The sequence below is a fragment of the Flavobacterium sp. genome, from assembly GCF_031363805.1.
Taxonomy (GTDB): domain Bacteria; phylum Bacteroidota; class Bacteroidia; order Flavobacteriales; family Flavobacteriaceae; genus Flavobacterium.
Genome location: NZ_JANLVD010000256.1, coordinates 1 through 8,582, shown reverse-complemented (window position 1 = coordinate 8,582; position 8,582 = coordinate 1). Strand labels below are relative to the sequence as shown.

General features: G+C 32.7%; 5 protein-coding genes, 1 tRNA gene and 1 pseudogene. 5 read left to right on the top strand and 2 right to left on the bottom strand.

The window, feature by feature from the left end; genetic code table 11:
* Positions 1–26: 26 nt before the first annotated feature.
* Entirely contained in the window at positions 27–3,227 is a 3,201-nt protein-coding gene (locus RMN92_RS13245; protein WP_309609911.1) for a protein O-mannosyl-transferase family, read from the bottom strand.
* 189 nt (positions 3,228–3,416) lie between these two features.
* Here RMN92_RS13245 and RMN92_RS13240 point away from each other — a divergent pair.
* A tRNA-Gln gene (locus RMN92_RS13240) sits at positions 3,417–3,487 on the top strand.
* A gap of 54 nt (positions 3,488–3,541) precedes the next feature.
* Here the strand turns inward: RMN92_RS13240 and fbp are convergent.
* A complete protein-coding gene (gene fbp, locus RMN92_RS13235; RefSeq protein WP_309609910.1) occupies positions 3,542–4,549 on the bottom strand; it encodes a class 1 fructose-bisphosphatase in 1,008 nt (335 codons plus the stop codon).
* Between the two features lie 125 nt (positions 4,550–4,674).
* On the opposite strand from fbp, the gene RMN92_RS13230 reads away from it, so the two are divergent.
* From RMN92_RS13230 to RMN92_RS13215, 4 genes and pseudogenes are all read left to right on the top strand, one after another.
* On the top strand, positions 4,675–5,508 hold the full coding sequence (locus RMN92_RS13230; RefSeq protein ID WP_309609909.1) for a M48 family metalloprotease: 834 nt from the start codon (positions 4,675–4,677) through the stop codon (positions 5,506–5,508).
* Between the two features lie 6 nt (positions 5,509–5,514).
* Positions 5,515–6,003 carry a GNAT family N-acetyltransferase gene (locus tag RMN92_RS13225; protein WP_309609908.1) on the top strand — a complete coding sequence of 163 codons (489 nt, stop codon included), beginning with the start codon at positions 5,515–5,517 and terminating at the stop codon, positions 6,001–6,003.
* 79 nt (positions 6,004–6,082) lie between these two features.
* Positions 6,083–7,345, top strand: a complete 1,263-nt coding sequence (locus RMN92_RS13220) for an aspartate kinase (RefSeq protein ID WP_309609907.1) — start codon at positions 6,083–6,085, stop codon at positions 7,343–7,345.
* 48 nt (positions 7,346–7,393) lie between these two features.
* Positions 7,394–8,582: pseudogene (locus RMN92_RS13215) on the top strand (hypothetical protein); the annotation flags it as partial.

Here is an 8,582-nt window from a genome sequence, read left to right as displayed (position 1 = left end):
TCTAATTATCGAACAATCAAATTAATTTATTCCATGTCGCGACCAAAACGTTCAAAACGCTTGTTGTAGCTATTAAAAATTACTTTTTGTTGGCTATAAAATTCAATATCTTTATTGTCTTTCATGACCATCAATAAACTTCTATATCTTTCTATATCGGTCAAAAGATCTACTGCCAAGTCATTTTGTTGCTCAGATTTTAATGTGCTATAATATTTTAAATTATCTTGGTATTTTGCGGCCAATTGTTTTAGTAATTTGCGAGCATTTTCCTTGTCACCAATTTTATAGTACCCAATAGCAAAAGGCTCAACCATGGTGTAAAACTCATAATAATCCAGTGGCATTTTGGTTAAAGCAAGATTTATTATTTGTTTTGCCTTGTCATTTTTCCCTTCTACAATTAATTGATTCATTAATCGAGTCAGGTTGGTTCTGTATGAAATACTATTTTTTCGGGTTTCTGGATCATGATAAATTTTTGTACTTTCACCATTGCCCCAATCCCATTTCATTACAGTATTATACATTATATCTGTGTCTATTCTTCCCATGTCAAATGCAGAAGCTTCTTTATTTATTGGTGTTTTTATAGGTACCAATCTATAAACCATGCCATCCAGTTGCAAGAAATCTTTCATCCAAATATAATCTTCATCTGCAAACGCACCAGGTGAAAAATAAATTGGACGTTTCCAATTGTTGTTTCTTACAATATCCAGCATCATTAATCTATTTTTATACAAAGCATCTCCTTTAATATCAACATCAATGTAAGGAACTATGGAATCGTTTAATTTAGGATTCACTACTTTATTTGCAATTATTACATTTTTATCAACAGGAATTCTAATTTTATTGGTTGGATAAAATTGTATTTTTTGTCCGTTTTTCATTTCAACCAATGTTCGTTCATCATCACTAGAAACGAAATCAAAAAATTCTTTTACATCCAAACGGTCTTTTGTAGTTTCGTCAAAAACAAGATAATCACGTTTTCCATCGACATAATCTTTGTGAGAAAATGAAATCGGCACAGGATCTGAATCATAAGCTTTGGCTTTCATTTGGTCAATATACCAATCGGTCATCAACAGGCTGGTATTTACAATTCGAATATCTGTTCTGTAGCCTTCAATTTCTTGCAAGTACCACATTGGAAAAGTATCGTTATCTCCAATAGTAAATAAAATAGCATTCTTTTCGCATGAATCTAAATAGGCTTTTGCCATAGCTACCGCAGTATATTTTCCAGACCTGTCATGATCGTCCCAATTTTGTGACGCCATTAAAATGGGTGCAGAAAGCAAACAAAATCCAATAGCAACAGATCCTGCAATTTTAGGATTAATATATTTCTTGAAAAAATCATAAATGGCATATACACCAATTCCTATCCAAATTGCAAAAACATAAAACGAACCAACCAATGCATAATCGCGTTCACGAGGCTCGAATGGGCGTTCATTTAAATAAATTTTCAATGCAATTCCCGTAAATAAAAACAGTGCAAAAAGGACATAAAAGCTTTTAACATCTTTTTTTGCATGAAAAAAGAAGCCTACAAGTCCAATGATGAAAGGCAGAAAGAAATACATATTTCTACCTTTATTATTTTTCATATCTGCAGAAAGATTTGCTTGAGATCCTAGTCTAATTTCATCAATAAAATTAATTCCACTTATCCAATTGCCATCTACAAGATCATATTTTCCTTGATTGTCATTTTGTCGACCAGTAAAATTCCACATCAAATAGCGCCAATACATATATCCAAATTGATAGTTAATCATAAAGGAAATATTATCGAAAGTACTAGGTTTCTCAATATTTAAATAATCTCCATACGATTTTAGGAAAGATTCATAATCTTCGATTTCCAATTTTCCAGAAGCATAAGCGGTTCTAAACTCCGATACAATATCTGTTAATTCTTTTTCTTCAGCATATTCTTCATTTATACTAAAATTCAAAACATTGGTAAACTTCATGTAGTTTTCCGCATGCTCTGTGCTCCACATACGAGGCAAAATTGCTTTCTGATTGTCATCTGTATTCTGACCTGCATTCTTAAAATTGTTTACAATAACATATTTTCCAGTTTTATAATCACGCTCATAATTTGGCTTTTCATCAATATACGGATTGTCTTTGTCTAAGCCAGCATAGGCATCAGAAAATTGCGGTCCATAAAACAATGGATTTACACCATATTGTTCTCTGTTGTAATATGCCAAAACTTCACGCGCATCAGATGGTTTGTTTTCATTTATTGGAGTATTTGCGTTGGCACGAATGGGCAACATCATCCAAGTTGAAAATCCTATTAGTATGAAAAGTACACATAGCAATAAAGTGTTGTAAACTGGCTTGCCTTTTTCGCGAGTATATTTTAATCCGAAATAAAAAGCTGCAATAATTAATATGGTAACAAAAATGGTTCCTGAATCGAATGGTAATCCTAAACTATTCACCATAAAAACTTCGGCAGTTCCAAAGAAAGTCATAGTCCATGGCAATAATAATTTAAATATAAAAAGCAATACAGCCACAACCACAATATTGGCAATGATGAAACTTTTGATGGTTATATTTTTGTAATTTTTAAAATAATATAAAAATCCAATAGATGGAATTGTCAATAAAGCCATAAAATGCACGCCAAATGAAAGCCCTATTACCAATGCAATAAGCAACAGCCACTTATTGCCTCGTGGCATGTTCATATCTTGCTCCCAGCGCAAACCCAGCCAAAAAAGTAAAGCAATTAATAAGGTAGCCATGGCATACACTTCAGCTTCTACAGCATTAAACCAAAAACTATCAGAAAAAGTAAAAGCCAATGCGCCAACAAATGCGCTAGCTAAAATTACAATAGAATTGATTTTATTAGTTTCTGCAAATCTGCTTACTATTTTTCTCAATATTATCGATGTAGACCAAAAAAGAAATAAAATGGTGAATGCGCTAGAAAAAACCGACATCATATTTACCATTAACGCTACTTTAGAATTGTCAAGAGCAAACATGGCGAAAAAAGCACCTATCATTTGATACAATGGAGCTCCAGGCGGATGTCCAACTTGAAGCTTGGCAGATGTGGCAATATATTCGCCGCAATCCCAAAAACTCATAGTAGGTTCTACAGTTAAAGAATACACTATTAATGCTATAAAAAAAGTGAGCCAGCCAAGGGCTGTATTCCATTTATTAAAATTGAAAGACATAGAAATTTTGTATTATAAAATTACAACACAAAGAAACTATTTTTTTAGCTAAAGAAATACTAAAAATAAAATTTTAATTTTTTTTGGACAAATGCTTGCAGAAAATAATTTTTATAGTAAATTTGCACTCGCTAACAAGTTCAGTACTTATTATTGAAATATTTGTTTTGCGAAACAATAAGAAATTATTGGTCTATGGTGTAATGGTAACACAACTGTTTTTGGTGCAGTCTTTCAAGGTTCGAGTCCTTGTAGACCAACAAAAAACCCTCAATTGAGGGTTTTTTTATGCCATATTTTCGATAATAAATGTTTTACTTCGCTTTCTCCATAAATTCTTCCGCTTTTTCCACCATATTATAACTTCCGCAGAAAAAAGGTACACGTTCATGCAACTCGGTAGGCTGAATTTCCATGATACGTCCAAAACCGTCCGATGCTTTTCCGCCTGCTTGTTCAGCAATAAAAGCCATTGGGTTGCATTCATAAAGCAAACGCAATTTTCCTTTTGGCGATTTCATACTGGTCGGATAAATATAAATACCACCTTTAATCATATTTCTATGAAAATCGGAAACCAAACTTCCAATATATCTAGAAGTATAAGGTCTGTCGCCTTCTTCCAACTGACAATATTTAATGTAATTTTTCACACCTTGCGGAAAATGAACATAATTTCCTTCATTCATAGAATAAATAGTACCGTCTTTTGAAAATTGCATATTTGGATGCGATAGATAAAAAGTACCTATTGCCGGATTTAGTGTAAAACCATTTACACCATGACCAGTAGTGTAAACCAACATGGTCGATGTGCCGTAAATAACATATCCCGCCGCTACTTGATTGATTCCGGGTTGCAAAAAATCGGCCAATGTTACTGGTGTTCCAACTGGCGTTATTCTTCTGTAAACCGAAAAAATTGTTCCCACAGAAACATTTACATCTATATTGGAAGAACCGTCAAGTGGATCCATCAAAACTACATATTTGTTGTTATGGCTTTTATCTGAACCGGCAACGGTTATAAAATCATCGTTTTCTTCTGATGCAATGCCACAAACAATTTCGCGATTTATAAGTGTTTGAATGAAAACTTCATTGGCATAAACGTCTAATTTCTGTTGGTCTTCACCCTGAATATTTTGATCACCCGCAGCGCCAACTATATCCACTAAACCTGCTTTGTTGACTTTATAATTGACCACTTTTGCCGCCAGTCTAATTGAATTTATAATTCTTGATAATTCACCAGACGAATATTGAAAGGCATTTTGATTTTCAATAATAAATTCGCCAAGCGTTTTGTTCCTTGATTCCATTGCTATATCGTTGTAGTTATTTTGCAAATATCGCATATAAATTTTTAATATTAAGTTGTAATCAAAAATGAAATTTATGTAAAGTTGTTTTATATTTGTTATTAATAATTAAAAAAACAACAACCATGAAAAAAATAATGATATTGACCATTTCTATGGGATTCTTTTTAGGAATAAATTCATTAAACGCACAAAATTTAGGCGACAAAGCACTTGGAGCATTAGGAAAAGGAGTAAAAGGTTTTACTTTTAGTAATGAAGAAGCAGCTGCAATGGCTACCGCTGCTGTGGCACAAATGGACAAAGACAATCCAGTTGCGGGCGAAAAAGACAAATATGCCATACGTTTAAATAAACTTTTTGGCAAACACAAAACTGAAAACGGCTTGGCTTTAAATTTTAAAGTTTATTTGGTTAAAGATGTAAATGCTTTCGCTTGCGCCGATGGAAGTGTGCGCGTTTTTTCTGGATTAATGGACATTATGGATGACAATGAGATTCTTGCAGTAATTGGTCATGAAATTGGTCACGTAGCTAATAATGACACAAGAGATGCAGTAAAAGCAGCATACAAAAAAGAAGCATTGCTAGATGCTGTTTCCTCACAATCTGACAAAGTTGCGGCATTGACAGATAGCCAATTGGGAAAATTGGGCAATGCCATGATAGATAGTAAACACTCAAGAAAACAAGAATCTGATGCAGATTTGTATTCTTACGATTTTATGAAACGCAATGGATACAATGTAAATGCGGTAGAATCTGCTTTCTCTATTTTAGCCAAAATGAGCGAAGGAACTGAAGCTTCATTCCTTGATAGAATGATGAGTTCTCATCCTGATGCAAAAGAAAGAGCGGAAAATTCAAGAAAAAGAGCAGAAGCTGACGGGTTATACAAACCTTATGTAAAAATAGTAGCCAAAGCACCAGCTAAAAAAGTAGTAAAAAAGAAAAAATAACTCCTAATGATTATTAGAAAAGGAATTCAAAAAGACATGCCAGCTGTTTTAGATTTAATAAAACAGCTGGCTACTTTTGAAAAAGAACCAGACGCTGTAGTGGTAACTATTGATGATTTGCTTCGCGATGGTTTTGGCGAAAATCCATTATTTTATACATTTGTAGCCGAAATTGATTCCAAAATAGTTGGAATTGCACTTTATTATTACCGATATTCTACTTGGAAAGGCAAAACAATTCACTTGGAAGATTTAATTGTAAACGAAGAAAATCGTGGCTCTGGCGCTGGATTTGCATTATATTCTGAAATTATTGCTCAAGGAAAAAGAGACAATGTTAGAAGAGTGGAATGGAATGTACTCGATTGGAATACGCCCGCCATTGCATTTTATAAAAAATCTGGAGCAAAAGTCCTAGACGATTGGTTGGTGGCTCAAATGGATGAAGAGGGAATAAATAATTTCATGAATCAATTAATAACAAATAGCAAATAGGATCCGTTTTTATGTTCGTATTCTTTTGTTATTTGCAAATTGTTTTTTGGAGTTTTAATAATTATAGTATTTAATAAAAATGAGGATTTTCAAATTTGGTGGTGCATCAGTGAAAGATGCTGCTGGCGTAAAAAACGTATTCGACGTTTTGCAAAAAGTAGGTTACGAAGAAGTTTTACTGGTAGTTTCAGCCATGGGCAAGACAACCAATGCTTTGGAATTGGTCATTAAAAATTATTTTGATAAGTCAAACGAGTTATTTGAATCCATTCAAGAAGTAAAAAAGTACCACAATGAAATTTTACTGAATTTATTTGATGATGAAAATCATGAAGTATATTTTGATGTAAAAAGTCATTTTGCTGATTTTGAATATTTTATTCGCAGCAATAAATCACCAAATTATAATTTTGTTTATGACCAAATAGTCAGTTTTGGAGAAATTATTTCCACCACAATTTTAAGTCATTACATGAATTATCGAAACATTCCGACCCAATGGATTGATGTTCGCAATTATATAAAAACCGATAATACGTATCGCGATGCAGAAGTAAACTGGGAAATTACTCAAAGAAATATTGGAAAAATTGCCAAAAAAAAATCACTATTTATTACACAAGGTTTTGTAGGTTCAGATGAGAATGGGTTTACAACCACTTTGGGTCGTGAAGGATCTGATTACACCGCAGCTATTTTTGCCTATTGTCTAAATGCAGAGAGTGTCACGATTTGGAAAGATGTTCCAGGTGTCATGAACGCAGATCCGAGATATTTTGAAAATGCAACCTTACTCAATCAAATATCCTATCGAGAAGCAATTGAATTGGCATTTTATGGCGCAAGCGTTATACATCCAAAAACATTGCAACCATTGCAAAAAAAGGAAATACCACTTTTTGTAAAATCTTTTATCAATCCGCTTTTGCCAGGAACCAGCGTTTCAAAAGGCGAGGATTTGGATCCAAAACTACCTTGTTTTATTGTAAAAAAAGACCAACTTTTGCTATCGCTTTCCTCCATAGATTTTTCTTTTATTATGGAAGAAAATATTAGCGAAATATTTAATCTGTTGCATTTGCATAAATTGAAAGTAAGTTTAATTCAAAATTCAGCCATTAGCTTTTCAGTTTGTATCGAAGATAAATTTGGAAATTTTAATGAATTAAAGAAAATTTTATCCAAAAAATTCAAGGTATCTTTCAATGATAATGTTTCACTCTACACCATTAGACATTTTGATGAAAAGGCAGCGCAAATGGTCGAAAAAAATAAAAATGTTTTGCTAAGACAAATAAGCAGGGAAACCATGCAAATTGTGACTACTTCCGAAAGTAACTAATCTGAACATTTTAAATACTACTTTTACCATTTGAGAGTTATAGTATTTATGATTAAAAAAGTGTTTTTTTTGGTTCTGTTTTTTGCGTTTTCTGGACTTTTTGCTCAGGAAATTGCAACACCTTATCAATCAAAAAAAATAGTAGTTTCTCGAGATACCATTCAAATTGATAGTGTGAGTATCAATGCTAGTTTTTTCAAATTATTAAATCAAAAGCAAGAACCTGTAGACACCACTTTTTATAAAGTTGATTTTCAAAAAGCAATTTTAACTTTTAAAAATAATTTTAAAACTTCAGATACTTTAATAGTTAGGTATTTAAAATTTCCAGATTTTTTGACCAAAGAATATACAATTTACGATAAAAGTCGTGTGGTAAAAAATGAAAATGGGAATTTGTACAAAGTTTCAAATGATGGTTTTAAAAAATTTATGCCTTTTGAAGGATTGTCAACCTCTGGCAGTATTTCTCGTGGAATTTCCATTGGGAACAATCAAAATGCATCGGTTAATTCAAATCTAGATTTACAAATTACTGGCAAATTATCAGATAAAATAAGTTTGCGAGCTTCCATACAAGATAGCAATATTCCGTTGCAAGAAGGTGGTTATTCTCAAAAATTGGACGAATTTGATCAAATATTTATTGAACTTTTTGGCAACAATTGGAATGTTCGTGCTGGCGATTTATTTCTTGAAAACAGAAAATCTCGTTTTTTAAACTTCAATAAAAAAGTGCAAGGTTTGGCCACTCAATTAACTTTTGGAAAGCCTGAAAACAAAACCACCGTTTATGCCTCGGCTGCTTTGGTACGCGGACAATATGCAAAAAGCAATTTTGTAGGTCAGGAAGGCAACCAAGGACCATACAAACTTATTGGACCAAATGGTCAGTTGTTTATACTTGTTATTTCTGGATCAGAAAGGGTTTTTGCAAATGGAGTTTTATTGCAACGGGGCGAAAACAATCAGTATACAATAGATTATAATGCAGGTGAAATTATTTTCACTTCATTATATCCAATTACATCAGAAATGCGTATTACGATTGAATACCAATATTCAGACAGGAATTACAGTCGTTTTGTAACTTATGCTGGTGTAAATCATGAGCAAGAAAAGTGGAATCTTGGTGGTTATTTATATTCTGAAAATGATGTAAAAAGCCAGCCATTGCAGCAAAGTTTGTCAGTTGATCAAGCTTTAATATTGAATTCTGCTGGCGATAATCTAGAAT

What these genes read in the sequence shown, in the direction of transcription:
- RMN92_RS13220 (WP_309609907.1), top strand. Translation starts at nt 6,083, where the DNA reads ATGAGGATTTTCAAATTTGGTGGTGCATCAGTGAAAGATGCTGCTGGC.
- RMN92_RS13225 (WP_309609908.1), top strand. Translation starts at nt 5,515, where the DNA reads ATGATTATTAGAAAAGGAATTCAAAAAGACATGCCAGCTGTTTTAGAT.
- RMN92_RS13245 (WP_309609911.1), bottom strand. Translation starts at nt 3,227, where the DNA reads ATGTCTTTCAATTTTAATAAATGGAATACAGCCCTTGGCTGGCTCACT.
- RMN92_RS13230 (WP_309609909.1), top strand. Translation starts at nt 4,675, where the DNA reads ATGAAAAAAATAATGATATTGACCATTTCTATGGGATTCTTTTTAGGA.
- fbp (WP_309609910.1), bottom strand. Translation starts at nt 4,549, where the DNA reads ATGGAATCAAGGAACAAAACGCTTGGCGAATTTATTATTGAAAATCAA.